The sequence below is a fragment of the Neptunomonas japonica DSM 18939 genome (genome assembly GCF_000422765.1).
In the GTDB taxonomy this organism is placed as follows: Bacteria; Pseudomonadota; Gammaproteobacteria; order Pseudomonadales; family Balneatricaceae; genus Neptunomonas; species Neptunomonas japonica.
This window is the reverse complement of record NZ_AUGR01000009.1, coordinates 205,661-226,709: the sequence shown is the minus strand read 5'-3', so window position 1 is coordinate 226,709 and position 21,049 is coordinate 205,661. Positions and strand designations below refer to the sequence as shown.

The window sequence follows — 21,049 nt, the reverse complement described above, 5'->3', positions numbered from 1 at the left end:
CAATACTGTTCAGCAGTCTATCAGAAGGCATTGGAGGATAACGGTATGGTGCCGTCGATGACAGATGGTTATGATTGCTATCAGAATGCACTGGCAGAGAGAGTTAACGGGATACTCAAGCAGGAGTTTCTACTGTATCGATGTAAAACGTTTATTGAATTGAAAGTGTTGGTGGCTGAGTCAATCGCTATCTATAACCAAATGAGGCCGCACTTGAGCCTTGGCATGAAAACGCCAGAAGAGGTGCATAAAAAAAGCGGCTGCCTAGGGCAACCGCTTCTATCAAAAACCGTCAACGTATTTTAGGACGGGACAATTCAAATTGCATCATGTAGCTATCGCTTTGCTAGAGGCTCGAGTGCCAATGGGCGTTGAGAAAAGAGAACACATTCGCCAGCTTCTCTTTAAACCGCGTATAAAGTAAGCCTAGTTGGGCGCTCATAGTATGTCGCCTGATGATAACGTAATAGATCAGCTATATGATGAATTTATACCTATTCAAAAGACGAGTATTGCAGACCTGCCAATAAAAAAACGCTCAACTATTTGTTATTCCTAGTGAACTAACGTCTAATGATGCAGCCAAAGTAGCAATGTTTTGCACCTAAACGCCTGATGCCAAGCTGGCTAATGCTTCTGTAACCTGAAATTGGTTTAGGTATGTGCTTTGAGATAGATCAGGCAAGAGCTTTGTCCCTAGAGCTTTCGCCTGACACTATTTTAAGGAATTAATATGAAAACTATCGTAATTGTTGGTGGTGGCGCTGGGGGGCTTGAATTAGCGACTCGGCTGGGGCATCAATATGGTAAAAAAGGCAAAAGTAAATCTGACCAGCAAATAGAAATTATCCTTGTCGATAAAAACCGCTCACATATCTGGAAGCCACTGCTTCATGAAATAGCCACAGGCTCTTTAGATATCAATACTGATGGGGTTGTTTATCGTGCCCACTCTAGTCTTCACTATTACCAGTTCCAGCAAGGAACAATGATAGGTGTTGATCGAGAGAATAAAACTATCCTTCTGCAAGCACTCGATGATAATGAAGGTAAAGAAATACTCCCACAGCGTGAGATTCAGTACGATACGCTAGTAATGGCTGTTGGCAGTGTAAGTAATGACTTTGGCACACCTGGCGTAGCTGAGCATTGTTATTACCTTGATTCACACCTTCAGGCAGAACGCTTTCATCAATCAATGCTTAATCACTTTCTAAGGATTAACCAGCAGCCCGATAGCCCTGATGCGGAGCAAGGTGTTTTAAAGCTAGCCATTGTCGGTGGGGGGGCAACAGGTGTTGAGCTTGCCGCTGAGCTTTATCATGTAGCTGATTTATTAAAAGTTTATGGTATGCCTGAGATGTCAGCTAAGCGATTAAAAATAGCATTGATCGAAGCCGGTCCTCGCTTACTTCCTGCCTTACCTGACCGCATTGCGATGACAGTAAGGCGAGAGTTGCAAAAGTTGGGTGTAGAGATACGTGAAAATACACGTGTTATAGCGGCAGATGCCGAAGGGTTTGAAACAGCAGACCAACAACGTATATCCGCAGATATTACCGTATGGGCTGCTGGAGTTAAGGCACCAGATTTTATTAAATCACTTGATATTTTTGAGACTAACCGGATCGGCCAAATTATTGTAAAGCCAAGCTTACAAAGCAGTGTTGACGATAATATTTATGTTATTGGCGATTGTTGTGCATGTGAGCAGCCAGATGGTAGCTGGGTTCCGCCAAGAGCACAGTCGGCTCATCAGATGGCTGATTTGGTCAGAAAGAATATTAAACTGCAATTAAAGCAAAAGCCTTTGCAAGACTATATCTATAAAGATCACGGGTCATTAGTGAACTTAAGCAAATACAGCACTGTGGGTAGCTTGATGGGGAACCTCAATAAAGGGACTATGTTTATCGAAGGGCGCCTTGCGCGCTTTGTTTACATCTCACTATATAGGATGCACCAGATAGCCATACATGGCTGGTTACGTGCCTCTGCCGTGATGCTTGCACAGAAAATTGCTAATAGCGTTAAACCCAAAATGAAACTGCATTAATGGTATGATTTGTCGCTAGAATTTTTATAACGACAAATCATAAGGACATACCATGTTTGCATTTTTTGAGCGGTTGGTTGCACCGTTTCCACCAGAGGAGCCGCAGCAACCGCCCAAAGGTATTTATGCGTTTTGCCGCCATTATACGAAGGGGAGTGAGGTTTACCTTTTATTGATGGCGGTGTTAACAGCCTTAATCGCTATCTCAGAAGTTATGCTGTTTGGCTTTATGGGAGAACTTGTTGATTGGTTAGTCACGAAATCTCCTGAAACGCTGTTTCAAGATGAAGGTGACCGTCTTATAACGATGAGCATAGTGGTACTGGTAGTTTTACCGTTACTCGTACTGCTACATGGCTTATTAGTTCATCAAACATTGCTTGGGAATTACCCCATGTCGATTCGTTGGATGACTCACCGCTATTTATTAAAACAAAGCATGTCTTTTTATAGCAATGATTTTGCTGGCCGTATAGCGACCAAGGTTATGCAAACCTCTTTGGCTATTCGTGAAACCGTCATGAAGATACTCGACGTACTGATGTTTGTATTGGTGTACTTCATCTCTATCGTTGTACTCGTTGCTCAAGCGGACATTAGATTAATTTTCCCTATGATTATTTGGATGGGATGCTATATCGGTATTCAGATGTACTTTGTACCCAAGCTTAAACGGGTGTCAATGGAGCAAGCTGATGCACGCAGCATCATGACAGGGCGCATTGTTGATAGTTACACCAATATTCAAACGGTTAAGTTGTTTTCTCATACTGACCGTGAATCGCGCTATGCAGAAGAGGGAATGAATGGTTTTTTAGATACCGTTTATCGCCAGATGCGTTTAGTGACAGGGCTTAATTTTTGCGTGCAGTTCATCAATTATTTTTTAGCATTTTGTGTTGCTGCATTTTCAATTTGGTTGTGGAAAGACAGTGCTATTACGGTAGGGGCTATTGCTATTGCAGTGAGCCTTGCGCTGCGTATTAACGGAATGGCTCAATGGATCATGTGGGAAATAAGCTCTCTGTTTGAGAACATTGGAACAGTCAGCGACGGTATGAAAACAATGTCGACACCACAAGAGGTAGCCGATATTCCCAATGCATCAGCATTAGATGTCAAACAAGGTGCTGTTGAATTTGATCAGGTTGGTTTTCACTACGGTCAAAAATCAGGGGTAATTGATCACCTTAACTTAGATATTAAACCCGGTGAGAAAATTGGTATTGTAGGGCGCTCCGGTGCTGGAAAATCAACACTGGTCAATCTGTTGATGCGTTTCTATGATGTCGAGACTGGTCGAGTTGTAATTGATGGACAAGATATCAGCCAAGTGACGCAAGAAAGCTTACGCCAACACATCGGCATGGTGACACAAGATACTTCTTTGTTACACCGCTCGGTGAGAGATAATATTTTATATGGCCGTCCAGATGCAACTGAAGAAGAGCTGCGTGAAGCGACTGAAAAAGCTGAGGCGAGCGAGTTCATACAAAAGTTAACCGACCCAGCAGGGCGAGTTGGCTTAGATGCTCAAGTAGGAGAGCGTGGTGTTAAGTTATCAGGAGGGCAACGCCAACGAATAGCGATAGCGCGTGTATTGTTAAAAAATGCACCCATTCTTATTCTTGATGAAGCGACTTCAGCCCTAGACTCAGAAGTTGAAGCCGCTATTCAGCAGAGTTTAAATCAACTGATGGAAGGCAAAACGGTTATTGCGATTGCGCATCGCTTATCAACAATAGCAGCAATGGATCGCTTAATCGTTATGGATCAAGGTGAAATCGTTGAGCAAGGCACTCATCAGGAGCTTGTAGCTTTAGGTGGAATTTATGCGAAACTTTGGGCGCATCAAACAGGTGGGTTCTTGGGATTGGATGTAAGTGATTAATCTTAATTGTAATGATTAAACAACGATCGGCTCATGTGCACTCCTAACAACCAGCTTACTCTTGTACATTATAAAAGTGAGCTGGTTTTAGAATTACTAGACATAAAGTAAGAAGGGTGTCTCTTCGCGATTACTATTTTCTAGTAGCTTTTATCGGTACTCTTTATTCCTTGACCCTATGTATTGAGAGTGTTGTAAAAACTGGCTTAATATTCGTTAACATCATAAAAAATATAATCTTTATCACTCTATGGAACTAAAAAACATTCGTGTAATCACATCATCTAAAGGGGGTAATTTAGCCCCAATAAGGGGGTTCTATGGAGCAATCGCTCGCCATTGCTGTTGGTTTTATTGCTGTACTCTCTCTCTTACTATCGCCAAAAGCGAAAAGTGACGGAGCATTTTTTAAAGGGTTATCTCCAACAGGGGAGCAACCCGGGTTATTACTCCTTATATTTTCACAAGTGACGACATGGATTTTTGCTCGCTCTTTACTTAATGCCGCAATCCTGGGTTTCTATTACGGTATGTGGGGCACGCTCGCTTATGCCGCATACTATTTATCATTTCTTAGCGGCGCTAAAATTATTGACTCCGTACGTTTTCAACACGGCTTCAGTAGCATTCAGGCGTTTCTAGATGATCGTTTTGGCGCTTGGGGTACTCGTTGTTATAACTTTGTTGTTGGCATAAGGTTAGTGAGTGAAATTTTCGCCAATATTTTAGTTATTGGTATTTTGTTTGGTGTTGCTGGCAGTAGTTCGTACATGTTTGCTGTTATTGCTTTTGCTGTTGTCACACTTGTGTATTCGATGCTGGGTGGCTTACATGCTTCTTTGCGTACTGATCTAATGCAGATGATATTGTTTCTTGTTGTATTAGTTGCGCTTACTATCCTAGTGATCACTAGCGGTAACGCTACACTGGATAACTTACTGTTTAAGCCTTTTGAAATCACTGATCCTGGCCCTATCTTATTGCTGGTCGCTTTGCTGCAAGTATGGAGCTACCCAATGCATGACCCTGTCATGATGGATCGCGGTTTTCTTGCAGACAGAGACACCACACGAAAAAGCTTTTTGCATGCCGCATGGATAAGTGTGATCTGTATTACACTTTTCGGGACTTTCGGTGTAATAGCCGGTGCCCAAGCACAGTCGGGAGAAGCAATGAATGCAGTTTTATTACGCATTTTGGGTGATGTACCGATGTTTCTTTTTAATGTGATGTTAGTGGTTTCAGCTATGTCTACATTAGATAGTACCCTATCGAGTTCTTCCAAGTTGGTCGCTGTTGATATGAAGTGGGTCGCGCCGAATGTGAGAAATGGCCGTATGACGATGGCGATCTTTATGTTGGCTGGTTTGCTTTGTGTTTTCTTAGGTAATAAAGACCTATTTAGTGCCGTTGCTGTAAGCGGTACCGCCTCTATGTATCTTGCACCGGTTATTTTCTTCTCTTTGTGGGGTGGTAAAATAGACATTCCAGTGTGGAGTTATCTGGCAACATTCTTGCTGGCTTTAACAGGTGCCGCGCTCTATTTTGTTGAATCAGCAGGGCATACGCAAATGCTGGGTGAATATCACAAATACACTAAGCTACTGTTTATATCCGTCTCTATTTTAACAGTGGGTTGTTTATTTTTCTGGTTGGGTTCATTAAGTAATTCACAAAAACAACGAATGCAAGTAGCAGCATAATGACAATATTTAACCCTATATCAACGCGCCCCCTTCTTGTTTTTGGAGGGGCTTATAGTAATGCTCAAGCCACTCAAGCATTAATTGCTGAGGCGCAACGGTTAAGCATTCCACCGAGTAATATCCTGTGTACAGGTGATCTTGTGGCTTATTGCGCCTCACCTCAAGAAACAATCGATTTAATCAAAAATTGGCAGGTTGGTGTTGTCATGGGCAACTGCGAAGAGTCATTTGGCAATGATGCTGATGATTGCGGCTGTGGCTTTGAAGAGGGTACAGCTTGTGATTTGCTCTCAGCAGGCTGGTTTAACTTTTCAAAGCCAAGAATTAGCTTAACAGATAAACAGTGGATGAAAGCACTGCCTCGTTCTATTGAGTTTGATTTTGCAGGGTTTCGTTGTAAAGCGATTCATGGCGGAATAGAGCAGATTAACCAATTTATCTACACTTCTGATGAGGACGAAATCGCTCAACAACTAGACAAAGTCGATGCTGATATTGTCTTTGGTGGCCATTGTGGAATCCCGTTTGGTAAACGTTCCGGAAATAAAACGTGGCTCAATGCGGGAGTGATTGGCATGCCAGCTAATGACGGGACACGAGAGGGTTGGTATATGCTTGTGATTCCCACAAAAGAGGGGGTAGACGTTGAGTGGCATCGTTTAGCATATGATGCACAGTCAGCAGCGAATACCATGCAAAAGGTAGGTTTAAATACTGGCTATAAAGACACATTGCTTACGGGCATTTGGCCTAGTACGGATGTGTTACCAGATGAGGAGCGATCCGTTTCTGGACAACAGTTGAATCTAGATAGTCTGTATCTACATCGTAAATAGAGAATGCCTACTTTAAACACCCAGAAAGGGCGTATAGATTTAGGGTGTTTGATATTTTATTAACGTGGCATAAAACCTGATAAATCTTCTATTTTGCCGCTTAGCTCACTTTTATAGCCTGCAAGGTCCTGCACTTTATTATTGAATAGATCACTTTTTATGATCTCTATGAATTGGCTCACCGCGGCCTTTTGAAGACTCTTTTGGTGACAAACAAACACATAATCTTCGCTACATACAGGGATAAACCCTAACCCAAATTGATGCGCTGCCTGCTCAACACCAAAGCCCACATCAGCCATGCCCGCAGCAATATACGCAGCCACTGCTGAATGGGTGAACTCGCGATTGTTATAACCTTGGATATTTTCGGCAAAAATGCCCTCATTAGTAATGAGTTGGTCTAATAATGCACGTGTGCCTGAGTCCTCTTGGCGATTAATAAACCTAATACCCTCGTGCTCTAAGGCGTGTATTGATTGGATGTTTAAGGGATTATCTTTTTTGATCATTAATCCTTGCTGTCGTGATATAAAACGAATGATCTTGTGTGATCGAGGCTTTAAAAGTTGCTGGTAGCGCTCAGTTAGTGAGGGGATAACTACACCGGCAGGCATATGAAATCCTGCAATATCACAAGCGTCACGATTGAGTGCGGTCAGCGCTTCTAATGGACTACTATATTGCAGGTCAAGTTGCAGCCCTGCACAAACATCAGGCAAAAGGGCTACGGCATAACCGTGGCTTGCTTGAATACGCAGTAGAGGAGTGAGGTTGACGAGCGCTTTCTGTATTTCTACATTGAGCTCTGATGCCAAATTAGCCATTTGTGGTTGAAAGCGAGCCATCACACGCTGTTCTGCCCACAGTAATTTTTCTCCTAGTGGGGTAAGTGTTGCTCCTCTGCCTTTTTCAAGTTTAACTAACTGAGCCCCAAAAAAATCAGCCCATTTATTAAGCATATTCCAAGCATGACGATAAGAAATACCGGCAGACTCAGCGGCAGCGGTAAGTTTTTTGTGCTGGTTAATGGCTGCCAATAAGCGAAAGAGCTGTGGGTCCAGTGTATTTCCGGCTTCATCCCGAAACGACCAAGTAGGATCGATATGTATTCTTTTACCAGACATTAACGTATCTCATTCTTAGAAAATCTATTGATTACTCAGTTGTTCAAATAGGTATTAAAGTTCATATATGGTGAATATTTATCAATTTACTAGCATTCAATGCCAGTATTTTCACATAAAATTATAATATGCACAAAAATTCATATTTTTTGTATCCCTTGGGAATGGTAATTTATTAGATATAAAGTATGACAGGTGGATTTATAAGGGTTTCATTATTGTAATTTGTTCCTTTTAAAAGCCTGTTCACAATAAAGCTATTAAATACAGTAGCACTAATAACAAGATCTCTGACAGAAACTGAGTAGGTACCAAACGTATGAATGACAAGGCTAAATGGGATCCCCAAGCAGTACAGGGAATCATTGCATCTCTGCAACATAAACCCGGTGCTTTATTGCCCATCTTGCATGGCATACAGAATGCTTTGGGTTATATCCCACCTGATTCAGTACCAATGATTGCTGATGCAATACAGCAGACGCGCGCTGAAGTACACGGGGTCATCACGTTTTACCACCATTTTCGTTTAACGCCTCCAGGCCGCATCAAGCTAGAAGTATGTCGTGCTGAAGCCTGCCAAGCACGAGGGGCTCGTGATCTTGAATCTCATGTCAAAGAAAAACTAGGCATTGATTATCACCATACAACGCTGGATAGAGAGTTTAGTTTGGAGCCTGTTTATTGTTTAGGGAACTGCGCTTGTGGTCCAACTATCCGTGTTGACGACGATATAATAGGAAGGATCACACCTGAAAAGTTTGACCTTCTCGTCGATGAGCTAACAACCACTGCGTTGGAGATAAGATAATGAGCCATAAAGTTTTTATCCCACGTGATACAACTACTCTAGCCCTTGGTGGTGAAAGAGTCGTTAAAGCTATTCTGAAAGAAGCACAAGCACGCAAATTAGATATAGAAATTGTTCGCAACGGTTCTCGGGGCATGTCGTGGCTTGAGCCTCTTATTGAAGTTGAAACGGAAACAGGGCGTGTTGCATACGGCCCTGTCGAACCACATGATATTGCGGCCTTATTCGATTCAGAATTTTTAAACGGTAAAACTAGCCATCGTTTATCACTGGGTGATCCTGAAGAAATTCCTTATCTGAAAAAACAGCAGCGTTTAACATTTGCCCGTGCAGGTATTACAAATCCTGTTTCTATTGAAGATTACAAAGCACACGATGGTTTTAAAGGGTTAGATAAAAGCCTAACTCTGACTGGCCAAGATATTGTTGATGAAGTTAAAGCATCTGGGTTGCGTGGCCGTGGTGGTGCAGCATTTCCCACAGGTATTAAATGGCAAACTGTTCACGACTGCAGTGCGGATCAAAAATACATCGTCTGTAATGCAGATGAAGGTGACTCAGGAACATTTGCTGACCGGCTTGTTATGGAAGCTGACCCGTTAATGCTGGTTGAAGGCATGATCATTTCAGGCCTAGCGGTTGGAGCTACGCAGGGGTATATCTATTTACGTTCTGAATACCCTGTTGCTCATCAAATTATGAATCAAGCAATTGCCAATGCTTACGCGTCGGGTTATCTCGGTGATGACATTCAAGGAAGCGGAAAAGCATTCGATTTAGAAGTGCGTTTAGGTGCAGCCGCTTATATTTGTGGTGAAGAGACCTCTTTGCTCGAAAGTCTTGAAGGTAAGCGCGGCTTAGTGCGTTTTAAACCACCACTGCCTGCAATAGAAGGACTGTTTGGTAAGCCAACTGTCGTTAATAACGTACTGTCATTGGCGGCTGTACCTTTTATTATGGATAAAGGCAGTAAAGCCTATGCTGATTGCGGCATGGGTCGCTCTCGTGGAACGTTGCCGTTCCAGCTAGCCGGAAACCTTAAACAAGGCGGATTAGTTGAGTTAGCGTTCGGTCCCACACTACGAGAGCTCATTGATGATTTTGGCGGCGGAACCGAATCAGGACTGCCAATGCGAGCGATACAAGTTGGTGGCCCATTAGGAGCTTACCTGCCAGAGAGCCAATGGGATACGCCCCTAGATTATGAAGCCTTTTCTGCTATTGGCGCAGTACTTGGTCATGGCGGTATTGTAGTATTTGATGAATCAGTTGATATGACTGAGCAAGCACGTTTCTCAATGGAATTTTGTGTTGCAGAGTCATGCGGTAAATGTACACCTTGTCGAATAGGTTCGACGCGCGGTGTTGAAGTGATCGATAAGATCAGATCAGGCAATAATGTAGAAGCCAATTTGGCACTATTAAATGACTTATGTGAAACCATGATTGATGGGTCTTTATGTGCCATGGGTAGCATGACGCCGATCCCTGTTAAAAGTGCATTCCAATACTTTTCAGAAGATATAGCACTCGCCAATGCATCTTCTTCAGCTCAGGCGGAGGCTAAATAACATGTTGCAACATTTTGATCCTAATAAAGATTACGGTACGCCAGCGCGTGTATCTGAAAACCTAATTACGCTTGAGATAGACGGCGTTGCTGTCACAGTGCCTGAAGGCACCTCGGTATTGCGTGCCGCAGCATTGGTTGATATCAACATCCCTAAATTATGCGCCAGTGATAACCTAGATGCTTTTGGGTCGTGCCGACTTTGTGCGGTACAGATTGAAGGCCGCCGAGGCTATCCTGCGTCTTGTACTACACCGGTGGATGCCGGAATGAAAGTAGTCACACAAAACGAAAAAATTGCAAAGCTACGCCGTAATATCATGGAGCTGTATATTTCAGACCATCCATTAGACTGCTTAACTTGTCCTTCAAATGGTGACTGTGAACTGCAGGATATGGCTGGTGCCGTTGGCTTAAGAGAAGTACGTTATGGCTTTGATGGCCATAATCATCTAGACGCAGAAAAAGATCTTTCAAACCCTTATTTCAGCTTTGATCCTAGCAAATGTATCGTTTGCTCGCGCTGCGTGCGGGCCTGTGAAGAGGTCCAGGGAACATTTGCGCTAACAGTCGATGGCCGTGGTTTTGACTCTAAAATTGCAGCAGGGCAGGACGACTCGTTTCTTAATTCTGATTGCGTCTCATGTGGTGCTTGTGTACAAGCATGCCCAACCTCAACCTTGATGGAAAACAATGTCATAGAGATGGGCCAGCCCGAGCATAGCGTTGTGACAACCTGTGCATATTGTGGTGTTGGTTGTTCTTTTAAAGCCGATATGAAGGGCGACCAAGTTATCCGCATGGTGCCATACAAAGGTGGAGAAGCTAACCAAGGGCACTCTTGTGTTAAAGGTCGTTTCGCGTTTGGTTATGCAACACATAAAGACCGCATTAAAACACCCATGATTCGCGATAGTATTAACGAAGCATGGCGCGAAGTAAGCTGGGAAGAAGCGATTGGCTTTGCTGCAAAACGCTTAAAAGAGGTTCAAGCAACCTATGGGCGTGAGAGTATTGGCGGCATCACATCTTCACGTTGTACTAACGAAGAAACTTATTTGGTACAGAAGCTTATTCGAGCAGGGTTTGGTAACAACAATACCGATACCTGTGCGCGTGTTTGCCATAGCCCTACGGGTTATGGTCTGAAAACCACACTGGGTGAGTCTGCTGGAACACAAACTTTCGATTCGATTAAATATACCGATACGATGTTAGTTATCGGTGCGAACCCAACCGATGCTCATCCTGTGTTTGGTTCAATGATGCGCCGCCGTTTACGCGAAGGTGCGCAGTTGATTGTTGCTGACCCTCGTAAAATTGATCTGCTCAAAACACCTCATCTTAAAGATGCTATACATCTACCGTTGCGCCCAGGTACCAATGTCGCCTTAGTGAACTCACTGGCACACACCATTATGAGCGAAGGCCTTGAAGATAAAGCGTTTATAGCCTCGCGTTGTGACGATAAAGCATTTATCAAATGGCAGGCATTTATTACAGAAGAGCGGAACTCCCCAGAAGCGATGCAAAGCATTACGGGTGTTGATGCAGAAGATGTTCGCAAGGCAGCTCGCGTGTATGCCAATGCGGGGAATGGTGCGATCTTCTATGGGCTAGGTGTAACTGAGCATAGCCAAGGCTCGACTATGGTCATGGGTATTGCAAACTTAGCATTGGCAACCGGTAACATTGGTCGTGAAGGTGTCGGCGTTAATCCACTACGCGGCCAAAATAACGTACAGGGCTCTTGTGATATGGGCTCTTTCCCACATGAACTGCCAGGCTATCAGCATGTTGCTGATGATGAAGCTCGCGGTCGGTTTGAAGCAGCATGGGGCGTTAAGTTAGATGATGAACCCGGTTTACGTATTCCAAACATGTTTGACGCGGCACTGGCTGGAAGCTTTAAAGCCTTGTATGTCCAAGGCGAAGATATTGCACAGTCTGATCCAAATACTCAGCATGTAGAAGCAGCACTTAAAGCATTGGATTGCGTGATAGTGCAGGATATATTCCTCAATGAAACAGCAAAATTTGCTCATGTTTTATTGCCGGGGTCTACGTTCCTAGAGAAAAACGGCACCTTTACCAATGCCGAGCGACGCATCAACCGTGTTCGTAAGGTTATGCCTGCGTTAGCAGGGAAGGAAGACTGGGAAGTAACAGTAGCATTATCTAATGCGCTAGGTTATGAAATGAATTATAACCATCCGTCAGAAATTATGGATGAAATTGCTAGCCTTACTCCTAGCTTTACCGGTGTGAATTATGAGCGCTTAGAAGAGCTGGGAAGTATTCAGTGGCCGTGTAATGAACAGCATCCTGAAGGGATGCCGATTATGCACGTGGAAGACTTTCCTATTGGTAAAGGCAACTTGGCCATTACTGAATATGTCGCAACTGATGAGCGCGCGACTCGTCGCTTCCCGCTGTTGTTAACAACGGGGCGTATTCTTTCGCAATACAATGTTGGCGCACAAACACGTCGTACAGAAAATCAGACATGGCACAACGAAGATGTCTTGGAACTTCATCCACATGATGCAGAAGAGCGCGGTGTTAATGAAGGCGATTGGTTAGGTATTAGCAGTCGTGCAGGACAAACCGTATTACGTGCAGTAATTAGCGAGCGTATGCAGCCCGGGGTTGTGTATACAACCTTCCATCACCCTGGCAGTGGCGCTAACGTTATTACGACCGATAGTTCAGACTGGGCGACAAACTGCCCTGAGTATAAGGTCACGGCAGTACAGGTTGAGAAAGTAACGCAACCGTCTGAATGGCAGAAGAACTTTGAAGACTTTAACAATAAGCAACAAGACTACCTTAGAAAGGGTCGCCGCAGCCGTTCTGAAGAGGTCGGCCAGTAATGGCTGCATGCCCGCAAATGGTCATTCATAAGGACAATGCACCTCGTTCAGAATCAGGATTGCAACATGAGCCGCAGCTTGAGCTGCAAGCCCGTGTTTCTGTTAGCCGTTGGGAGCAGGGAAATCAAAGCCTTGCTTACGACAACGTCGCTGAAGAGGTGGCGGTTGCTTTAGTCTATAACGGCATTTCACATGTCGTTATGATGACCAGCCCAAATGACTTAAAGGATTTTGCGCTAGGCTTCAGTATTACAGAAGGCATTCTGACAAGTGCTGATGAGCTATATGACATTGAGCTACAACAACACGATAGCGGTGTTGAGGTACAGATGAATATTGCTTCTTCGTGTATGATGCAGCTGAAACAGCAGCGACGAAACTTAACAGGCCGCACGGGGTGCGGTTTGTGTGGTGCTGAATCTCTAGGGCAAGCGGTGCGACCTATTAAGGTGCTGCAAAGCCCAAATAAAGTCACTGATGAAGCCATTCAAAACGCAGTGCTAAAATTAGATGAGAACCAACCACAGCAAGCAATTACCGGTGCTTGCCACGGCGCAGCCTGGTGTAATAAACAAGGCGATATATGGATGGTCCGTGAAGATGTGGGTCGTCACAATGCTTTGGATAAGCTTATTGGTGCATTAGTACGCGAAAGCATAGATATGCAGCAGGGATTTGTATTGATATCAAGCCGTGCCAGCTATGAAATGGTCCAAAAAGTAACAGCCGTAGGTATTAACACGCTTGTAGCTGTTTCTGCACCGACAGGGTTGGCCCTGCGCTTAGCAAGAGAGGCTGGATTGCAACTCATTGGTTTTGCCCGCCCTCAACGGCATGTGAGCTACAGCCCTGAGCCGATGAATAGCCCTGAGCAGTAGAACCAAATAGTTAATAGCACAGAAAAATCATTCTATTTATTACGTAAGATTGGCAGTACTGGAGCAAGCAGAATATGAATCACTCACAGTTAGATCAGCTAATTATCATGGCAAACCAAATTGCTGATAATAACCACTTAGATACAGAGGCTGAGTCCATTGAGTTTATTGCAACGCATATAAAAAAATTCTGGGCTCGTTCCATGAAAGAGGAACTTATAACGTATGCTAAAGAAGGTGGCGACAAACTAAATGTATTGGCAACACAGGCAATAATGGTATTGTCTGAACAATACACCTCACGTAGCACCTAACGCATTAATGGAGTTAATATGCCAATACGTATGACCGAAACGAAAGAAGGCACTCATCAAACGATGATAAACATGTCGTTTGAAAGTCGAGTAGTCAGTTGGTTGATGCAAGACGGTTGGCAGGTTTTCTCCCCAGTATTAGATAATGGCCATCAGACTGATATTCTTATCTCAGACGGCCCTAATTATCACCGTATTCAAATTAAAACTGTTGAAGCCTCGGGTGATGACCATGTTATGCATAATAAATGGAAGGGCAGCAACGTCGATGTTGTGGTGATTTTTGCGCGTAACTCAAATTGGGGTTATGTGGCTCCAGCATTCGAAGAGGATACTCGTCCTCTTAACCACCCTGAACACCAAAAGTTTATGCAATCTAAAAACGAATTTCTGAAAGCCTTTCATAAGCTGTAATTGTAAGGTGCTTAAAAGAGCTTCGTAAGAGGTAAGCCCCTTGCCTTGATGCATACCTCTTCATAATGCGCGCTCAAGAGCGCGCATTACTCAATACTAGCCCTCTTCAGGCTCGTACCCTAAGTTTGGTGACAACCAGCGTTCAGCATGTGCCATCTCCATACCGGTACGCTTCGCGTAGCTTTCAACCTGATCTTCACCAATTTTTGCTACCCCAAAATACTGTGAATCGGGATGGCTAAAGTACCAACCACTCACTGCTGCTGTTGGTAACATCGCATAAGACTCAGTGATGGTAATTCCCGTACGAGCCTCTACATCCAGCAACTTCCACAACAAACCTTTTTCAGTGTGATCGGGGCAGGCAGGGTAGCCAGGTGCTGGTCGAATACCTTGATACTTTTCTTTTATCAGTGATTCATTATCAAGGTTTTCATTAGTACCGTAGCCCCACGTTTCTTTACGCACCAGTGCGTGTAGGTACTCAGCAAAAGCCTCGGCTAAACGGTCTGCCAATGCTTTAACCATAATGCTGTTGTAATCGTCATGATCCGCTTCGTACACTGCTGCAAGTTCATCAACACCAAACCCCGTAGTTACGGCAAACGCACCAAAGTAATCAGCTTTACCACTCTCTTTAGGTGCGATGAAATCAGTCAGACACATGTGTGGTTTGCCGGCAATTTTTTCTGTTTGCTGGCGCAAATGATGCAGTGTCATTAATACTTCTGAGCGTGTCTCATCGGTATAGAGCTCAATATCATCGTCGCCAGCGCTATTCGCCGGGAACAGCCCATAAACTGCACGCGCATGCAGTTTTTTGTTATTAATGAGATCATTAAGCATCAGTTGTGCATCTGCAAACAGCTTGGTGGCTTCTTTGCCAATAATCTCATCATTCAAAATACGTGGATAGCGACCAGCTAATTCCCATGAATGGAAGAAGGGGCTCCAGTCGATATAATCACGTAAAATGTTTAGATCGATGCTTTCCAGTACTTGTACACCGAGTTGCTGAGGTACTGGAGGCGTGTAATCTTCCCAGACAATCTTAAATTTATTAGCGCGAGCCGCTTCTAAACCAATGCGGCGCTTCTCATTCTGGCGCGCAGCATGACGTTCACGCACTGCCTGATAATCTTCTTTTATCTCATTGATATAGCTTTGCTTTTTTTCTTTTGAAAGCAATGCAGAAGCAACACCAACAGCACGTGAGGCGTTGGTTACATGTACCACTTGGTCACGCTTATAAGCAGGTTCAATTTTAACCGAGGTATGTGCTTTTGATGTAGTAGCGCCCCCAATCATCAATGGGATGCTAAAGCCTTGTCGCTCCATCTCTTTGGCAACATGCACCATCTCATCGAGCGACGGTGTAATCAAACCAGAAAGACCAATTAAGTCTGCATTGGATTCGCGGGCAGTAGTAAGAATCTTTTCAGCAGAGACCATGACGCCGAGGTCAATTATCTCAAAGTTATTACACTGAAGAACCACACCTACAATGTTTTTACCGATGTCATGCACATCACCTTTAACGGTTGCCATGACCACTTTACCAGCAGAACTTGATTCGTTGCCGGCTTTACTGGCTTCAATAAATGGCATTAAGTACGCGACTGCTTTTTTCATCACGCGAGCCGATTTAACGACCTGGGGCAGAAACATCTTACCCGAGCCAAATAAGTCACCGACAATGCCCATGCCGTCCATTAATGGGCCTTCAATCACTTGAATTGGGCGCTCATAATTCTGGCGACACTCTTCAACATCATCATCGATAAAGTCAGTAATACCTTTTACCAGCGCATGCGATAAGCGTTCGTTTACTTCCCAAGAGCGCCACTCTTGCGTTTCGGGTGCTTTTTCTTCTGAACCATCGCCGCGATATTTATCAGCAACAGCCAGCAGACGTTCAGTTGAGTCTTCACGGCGGTTCTGAATAACATCTTCTACTAGTTCTTTAAGCTCTTCAGGCAGGTCATCATAAATAGCGAGCTGGCCCGCATTAACAATACCCATATCCATACCTTGCTGAATCGCATGGTAAAGAAACACACAGTGAATGGCTTCACGTACCGGGTTGTTACCACGAAACGAGAAAGAAACGTTAGAAACACCACCCGAGATTTTTGCATAAGGTAGGTTCTTTTTGATCCAGCCCGTAGCTTCAATGAAATCAAGGGCATAGTTGTTGTGCTCTTCTATACCCGTAGCGACCGCAAAAATATTAGGGTCAAAGATGATATCTTCAGGTGGGAAACCCACTTCATCAACTAATATGCGATAAGACTCAGCACAGATTTCGATTTTTCGCTCGCGCGTATCTGCTTGTCCTACTTCATCGAACGCCATAACGATAACGGCAGCACCGTAGCGTCGTACTAGCTTAGCCTGGTGCTTAAACTTCTCAACGCCTTCTTTCATCGAGATAGAGTTAACAATCCCTTTGCCCTGAATACATTTAAGGCCAATTTCGATGACTTCCCATTTGGAAGAATCAATCATGATAGGAACACGTGAGATATCAGGCTCGGAGGCAATGAGTTTTAAGAAACGCTCCATCGCCGCTTCTGAATCCAGCATGCCTTCATCCATGTTGATATCGATGATCTGAGCACCGTTTTCAACCTGTTGGCGCGCAACAGCTAAAGCCGTTTCATAGTCACCTTCTTTAATTAGGCGTTTAAAGGCTGCTGACCCGGTAACGTTAGTTCGTTCTCCAACGTTAACAAACAAGGTATCAGCGCCCACATGCATAGGTTCTAAACCCGCTAAGCGCATTTCGACCGGCAAGTCTGGAATTTGGCGGGGTGGGTGCTTCTCTACAGAGTCACGAATTACACGAATATGTTCTGGTGTAGTACCACAGCAACCGCCCACAATATTCACAAAACCTGAACTAGCCCACTCGCCGATTTCATCAGCCATCTCTTCTGGAGACTCATCATATTCACCAAAAGCATTCGGCAAACCAGCGTTGGGATGAACAGATACATGGCATTGTGCAATACGGGATAGTTCTTCAATATACTGACGCAGTTCTTTTGGCCCAAGAGCACAGTTCAGGCCAATAGCAATCGGGTTAGCATGGCTAACTGAGTTCCAGAAAGCTTCTGTTGTTTGGCCAGATAAGGTACGCCCTGATGCGTCAGTAATGGTTCCTGAGATCATCACCGGCAAACGCATTTCATGATCATCAAAATACTGTTCAACGGCATAGATAGCGGCTTTAGCGTTAAGCGTATCAAATACTGTTTCGATCAAAATTATGTCTGAGCCACCTTCGATCAAGCCATCGATAGATTCAGTGTAGGCTTCAACAAGCTCATCAAAAGATACATTACGATAGCCCGGATCATTTACATCCGGTGAAATAGAACATGTACGGTTTGTAGGGCCTAACACACCAGCAACATAGCGAGGTCTGTCTGGTGTTTCTCGTTGAATCTCATCACATGCTGCGCGAGCAAGTCTTGCGGCTTCTACGTTAATCTCACGGCTGAGGGATTCCATGTTGTAATCAGCCATGGCAATCTGTGTTGCGTTAAAGGTATTGGTTTCAACAATGTCGGCACCTGCATCCAGGTAATCACGGTGGATGTCTTTAATGATCTTTGGTTGAGTTAACACTAATAGGTCATTATTGCCTTTAACATCGGAAGCCCAGTCTGCAAAACGTTCACCACGATAGTCAGCTTCTTCCAGTTGGTAGCCCTGGATCATCGTCCCCATACCCCCATCAAGAATCATGATGCGTTGGTTGAGTGCTGCTTCAAGTTGTTGTGTGATCGTCTGTGCCATCGAATCTAATCCAATACCAATAATAAAAGTGCATATAATAAAGCAAATCACGATTAAATTTACTGAGATCAATTCAATTTAACGTGAATGGCACTCATATGGACGCAATTAAACAGGAAAAGAGATAAAAAGAGAGAATTAAGAAAGGAGATCTAGAGGCTAAAATGGTTTTAACCTCTTATTTTAAGTGCATGGTAGGGTTTCTACCCCTCGGCTGTGTTATTAGTTTATTGTGTTCGCAGGGTTTTCCAAGCATTATCAGCTTCTACTTTATATGCCTCCCAATCGCCTTCTAACCAACGCTGGCGGCCTCTTTCAGCATAAAATAGATGTAGCTTGTCACCAAAAAATTCCCACACCGTTCCATCGGTAGAAATTAAACCTTCACCCAAGCTAAGGGCATTAGAACAAAAGCCGTTATACAAAGGTCGGTAGCGTTCAGGGTGTGCTGCAAATTTATCGGCAGAGGCTTGGGATGCAAAAAACCATTGTGCTTTATTCCACTCAACTACAAAGCGTTTATTACCTACGACTTCCTTATGTTGAGTTCGGACATCATCAGAGTGATATTCAACTGTATCGTGCCCTCCGATTGCTTTTGAGCCCCAATAACTCTTACTAACGGGCCCATCAGCAAAACTGCTGAAACTAGCAAATAATACAACTAGTGCTATTAAAAACTTTTTCATGCTGTTCATCCTTAGTCATTCAAAAACACTGATTAGCTATAAATAGAATATTTGAAATCGATAGCGAAGATTCATTTTCGTTATAAAGCCACTCAGAAAGTGGCTTTATAAAAAGGTGGGTCGAAAATCTAGATAATCAGCGCCGACCTAATAATGCTGCTTTAAGAAGTCTTCGTTTGTAAAGACAAAATCATTCTGTGTAGCAATAGAATGGCAACCGCTACAAAAGGCGTTGGTTTCTTCTAACTTAGCGTTGTAACCTGCAACCCAGCCCCAGTTTTTAGCATCAGGTGTCGCACCGTTTCGTAATTTAACCATAATGGTTAAATCTGTGGGCTTTTGTGCTTTAAAAGCTGCAAGGTCATCAAACTGTTCTTTTACAATCACTGTTCCCTCAGGGTAGTTGTAAGGCGCAGTGCCTTGGATAACAGCTAAACCAATATCGTTTACATAAACGTCACGATAACCGTCACGGCCTTTATGCACTGTGCTGACAAAACCAGTTGGATCCCCTGTACTGGTTCTATTTTCTGTGATTTTTGTCCAATTTTTAAAATTAGCCCATCGGCTATCAGTATTACCGGAGTAATCCGGTGCAGAAGCGCATGCAACAATTAAGCCGCTGATGGATAGAAATAAGCCTGCTTTGAGATAGATACTGGGTTTCATATTATTATTCCCCTGTTTTTATTGCCTGACTAAATCTGTGCTCTTTGTAAGTATAGAGCCTTAAAAGTCTTTATTAAGGGGGATATTAGTACTCTTATATGAAATGAAACTGAAAACTAGACTAAGTAAGGGCTTGATAAGCGCTCTAGCGTTAACCCGCTTTGGTGGTTAATGTACTGCTTTTTATCTTCATCTAGCGAGGCATATAAGCATGGTGAACCGTCAACATAAGTGAAGCTTGCTTGCTCACTGGAAACGCAGATGTGACTAAAGCTGACAGTTTTGGCATCACTTCGATGCATGCAAACGGATTGATAACCTTTATCTGGGTGATGCCCACTATGGTAGAGAATGTGCTGCTGGGAAGTATTCATTGACGCACAATAACTGTTTATACGGGCAGCAGAAACTTTGTCAAACATTACGGACGAAGAGGTTAGGGGGCTATTCACGTTTAGTTGAACAAGCTTACGTCCATCCCATTGATAACCTTTTACACCTGAATAAAGTTCAAAAGCAAGGATTGTAAAGGGGGCATAACACTCAAGATCTAATAACGTCAGCTGCTCGTTGAAAGCGTTAATATCATCACAACACGAAAGTGATTTTAAGAGCTGTCCCCGGCTATATAAAGAACCGCTTGGCATATCCCCTTGATAAAAATTTAATAAGCAAAGACTGAAACCACGCTCGTTAACACTGATCCAGCTTCCGCCACCATCTGGGTCCTTTGGCATGATGACAGCAACGCCGTTGATATTACCATGCTGTGGAGGCAGCGCTTTGCTGCGGCTACGTTGCTCATCTCGGTTAAAGAAAAGCTGGTAACCGTTTTGATTAATTAGCCAACTGACAGTGCACACTACGATTGAGCCAGTTGACGATTATATGTTGCTGTAGCAGGTGCAACACCATAGTTAGCACCAATACTGCAACCCAGCACTTTTGCAATAGTCACCATGAGTGCTAAATGATGAATAGTATGATTAGAAGCAAAAAACAACTCGCGACCAAACGACGTATCTAAAACAGAGCTGTGTTGCTCAGATATCGCTATTTCAGTGCGGATTTTCACGCAACGGGTTATCTCGTGCGGGCAAAGAGCAGCCAGCCATGTTCTTATATCGCTTAATGTTTGTAGGGCATCCCTTCTACTAACTTCAACAGAGCTGCCACGCAGGCGAATATCGTAGTCCACAATATCATCAGTCATGTTTCTGATAAGAGCGTGATAGATATCTAAAACATGTCTTAAGTGCTGCCCAATGCTGCTTTCAAACAAAGAGGATGAATTATCCTGATAAACATCATCATCAATACTTTCAATGAAGTCATTAAGCTGATCAAAAATTTCTATACTACTATCAATTATTTTTTGCATAAAATTCTACCGTGAGACAAATCTTTATAA

General features: G+C 43.7%; 17 protein-coding genes. 11 read left to right on the top strand and 6 right to left on the bottom strand.

Annotated features, from left to right (window positions below; all coding sequences use genetic code 11):
- From G511_RS0107855 to G511_RS0107835, 5 genes are all read left to right on the top strand, one after another.
- On the top strand, positions 1–306 hold a 306-nt coding region (locus G511_RS0107855), incomplete at its 5' end, for an integrase core domain-containing protein (RefSeq protein ID WP_028469156.1).
- Positions 307–733: 427 nt separating this feature from the next.
- A complete protein-coding gene (locus G511_RS0107850; RefSeq protein WP_028469155.1) occupies positions 734–2,056 on the top strand; it encodes an NAD(P)/FAD-dependent oxidoreductase in 1,323 nt (440 codons plus the stop codon).
- A gap of 52 nt (positions 2,057–2,108) precedes the next feature.
- Positions 2,109–3,947, top strand: coding sequence for an ABC transporter ATP-binding protein (locus tag G511_RS0107845; RefSeq protein ID WP_028469154.1), 1,839 nt, complete (start codon positions 2,109–2,111; stop codon positions 3,945–3,947).
- A gap of 320 nt (positions 3,948–4,267) precedes the next feature.
- Positions 4,268–5,650: an SLC5/6 family protein gene (locus G511_RS0107840; RefSeq protein ID WP_028469153.1), complete on the top strand. Its 1,383-nt coding sequence runs from the start codon at positions 4,268–4,270 to the stop codon at positions 5,648–5,650.
- Entirely contained in the window at positions 5,650–6,489 is an 840-nt protein-coding gene (locus G511_RS0107835) for a metallophosphoesterase family protein (RefSeq protein ID WP_028469152.1), read from the top strand. The genes G511_RS0107840 and G511_RS0107835 overlap by 1 nt, the downstream gene beginning before the upstream one ends.
- A 59-nt stretch (positions 6,490–6,548) precedes the next feature.
- Here the strand turns inward: G511_RS0107835 and G511_RS0107830 are convergent, their stop codons facing one another.
- Positions 6,549–7,616, bottom strand: coding sequence for a substrate-binding domain-containing protein (locus G511_RS0107830; RefSeq protein ID WP_028469151.1), 1,068 nt, complete (start codon positions 7,614–7,616; stop codon positions 6,549–6,551).
- Between the two features lie 319 nt (positions 7,617–7,935).
- On the opposite strand from G511_RS0107830, the gene G511_RS0107825 reads away from it, so the two are divergent.
- The 6 genes from G511_RS0107825 to G511_RS0107800 all read left to right on the top strand — a co-directional run bounded on the left by G511_RS0107825 (position 7,936) and on the right by G511_RS0107800 (position 14,476).
- A complete protein-coding gene (locus G511_RS0107825; protein WP_028469150.1) occupies positions 7,936–8,427 on the top strand; it encodes a formate dehydrogenase subunit gamma in 492 nt (163 codons plus the stop codon).
- Positions 8,427–9,998, top strand: coding sequence for a formate dehydrogenase beta subunit (locus G511_RS22145; RefSeq protein WP_051221703.1), 1,572 nt, complete (start codon positions 8,427–8,429; stop codon positions 9,996–9,998). Before G511_RS0107825 ends, G511_RS22145 begins: the two co-directional genes overlap by 1 nt.
- 1 nt (position 9,999) lies before the next feature.
- Positions 10,000–12,870 (top strand): formate dehydrogenase subunit alpha, encoded by a 2,871-nt coding sequence (gene fdhF / locus G511_RS0107815; protein ID WP_028469149.1) that lies wholly within the window; start codon positions 10,000–10,002, stop codon positions 12,868–12,870.
- Positions 12,870–13,748 (top strand): formate dehydrogenase accessory sulfurtransferase FdhD, encoded by an 879-nt coding sequence (fdhD, locus tag G511_RS0107810; RefSeq protein WP_245573847.1) that lies wholly within the window; start codon positions 12,870–12,872, stop codon positions 13,746–13,748. The genes fdhF and fdhD overlap by 1 nt, the downstream gene beginning before the upstream one ends.
- Before the next feature lie 74 nt (positions 13,749–13,822).
- Complete coding sequence (locus G511_RS0107805; protein ID WP_028469147.1) at positions 13,823–14,062, top strand: formate dehydrogenase subunit delta; 240 nt, start codon at positions 13,823–13,825, stop codon at positions 14,060–14,062.
- Positions 14,063–14,080: 18 nt separating this feature from the next.
- Positions 14,081–14,476, top strand: coding sequence for a hypothetical protein (locus tag G511_RS0107800; protein WP_028469146.1), 396 nt, complete (start codon positions 14,081–14,083; stop codon positions 14,474–14,476).
- Positions 14,477–14,572: 96 nt separating this feature from the next.
- Here G511_RS0107800 and metH read toward each other — a convergent pair whose 3' ends face one another.
- The 5 genes from metH to G511_RS22140 form a co-directional block, all read right to left on the bottom strand.
- Entirely contained in the window at positions 14,573–18,280 is a 3,708-nt protein-coding gene (metH, locus tag G511_RS0107795) for a methionine synthase (protein ID WP_028469145.1), read from the bottom strand.
- A gap of 227 nt (positions 18,281–18,507) precedes the next feature.
- Positions 18,508–18,969 carry a YHS domain-containing (seleno)protein gene (locus G511_RS0107790; protein ID WP_028469144.1) on the bottom strand — a complete coding sequence of 154 codons (462 nt, stop codon included), beginning with the start codon at positions 18,967–18,969 and terminating at the stop codon, positions 18,508–18,510.
- Between the two features lie 147 nt (positions 18,970–19,116).
- Positions 19,117–19,638, bottom strand: coding sequence for a cytochrome P460 family protein (locus G511_RS0107785; RefSeq protein WP_028469143.1), 522 nt, complete (start codon positions 19,636–19,638; stop codon positions 19,117–19,119).
- Between the two features lie 116 nt (positions 19,639–19,754).
- Entirely contained in the window at positions 19,755–20,501 is a 747-nt protein-coding gene (locus G511_RS0107780) for an NRDE family protein (protein WP_028469142.1), read from the bottom strand.
- A complete protein-coding gene (locus G511_RS22140; RefSeq protein WP_036551604.1) occupies positions 20,501–21,019 on the bottom strand; it encodes a DinB family protein in 519 nt (172 codons plus the stop codon). Before G511_RS22140 ends, G511_RS0107780 begins: the two co-directional genes overlap by 1 nt.
- Between the last annotated feature and the right edge of the window lie 30 nt (positions 21,020–21,049).